Here is a 1146-nt window from a genome sequence, read left to right as displayed (position 1 = left end):
CTATATAAGTTGAGGTAAAGTTTTACTCCCTCTTGTTTTTCTGATATGATTCAGGCAAAAACATGAAGGGATGAGCCAGATGGAACTGCGAGACCAACTGACAGAACTGAGGCGCGCGATGAAAGAGGCAAAGGAACGGCGCATGTACGAACGCTACCAGGCGGTCTTCCTCTACCTGAGCGGGCATAAGATGGAAGAGGTGGCCCAGATCACAGGCCGCACCCGCAAAACAGTTGGCGGCTATGTGGCCGCCTATCGAAAAGGGGGCCTGGAGGCCCTGACCCCTCTCCGTCCGTCCGGCAGGCCTCCTCGCCTAAGCCCCGAACAGGAGGAACAGCTGGTGGCCGTGGTGGCCAACCAGCTCCCGTCGGAGGCGGGGCTCGGGCCGTTCGCCAACTGGACACTCGACCTGATGATCGCCTATGTGAAGCGGGAATGGGGCGTCCGCTACTCCCAGCGGGGCATGTCGCTTCTCTTGGAGCGGCTAGGGCTCAGCTACACCCGTCCCACTTATACGCTGGCCAAGGCGGATCCCGAGAAGCAGCGCGTTTTTCGCGAGGAAACCTTCCCCCGACTTAAAAAAAACTGATGACGGGAGAGGTCGACCACCTCCTGTTCCAGGACGAATGCATGATCCGGGACTACCAGGCCATCCAGCGGACCTGGTTCCGCAAAGGGAAGCAGCGGATTATCCCGACCTATGGGAAGCACCGCGGCGCCAAGCTGATCGGCTGCCTCAACTACGAGACGGGGGAGGTGCTCTGCTGGGAGAAAGAGGCGTATGACGCTCTCACGTTCCTGGGCTTCCTGCAGCATGTCTTGGACCGCTATCCCAAAGGGAAAATCGTCCTCATCCTGGACAACGCCCGGATCCACCATGCCAAGCTGATCCAGCCTTTCCTGGAAGATCACCGGGAGCGCCTGGAGCTCGCCTTCCTCCCACCCTACAGTCCCGAACTCAACCTGATGGAGGGCCTCTGGAAATGGCTGAAAGAAGCCACAATCCACAATGTTTTCTTTCCGAGCGTCCAGAAGATTATCCTGGCCGTCCGCGGCTTCCTCCGTTGGATCGATGGGGAGCGGAAGAAGGTGATTGACCGTCTCTGTGTGAGGCTGTAGGGTAAAACTTTTATTCAACTTATATAG

At 57.8% G+C, this 1146-nt stretch carries 1 protein-coding gene; it reads left to right on the top strand.

Annotated features, from left to right (window positions below):
- The first annotated feature begins 79 nt into the window (after nt 1–79).
- A protein-coding gene (locus B9P78_RS09580) for an IS630 family transposase (protein ID WP_233487883.1) occupies nt 80–1119 on the top strand; the annotation gives its coding sequence in 2 pieces (ribosomal slippage) (nt 80–577 and nt 580–1119; 1038 coding nt in all).
- The last annotated feature ends 27 nt before the right edge of the window (nt 1120–1146 follow it).

Source organism: Aerococcus sp. 1KP-2016, from assembly GCF_002252085.1.
Taxonomy (GTDB): domain Bacteria; phylum Bacillota; class Bacilli; order Lactobacillales; family Aerococcaceae; genus Aerococcus.
The sequence above is the reverse complement of the archived record's forward strand: the minus strand, read 5'-3'. Positions and strand labels throughout refer to the sequence as shown.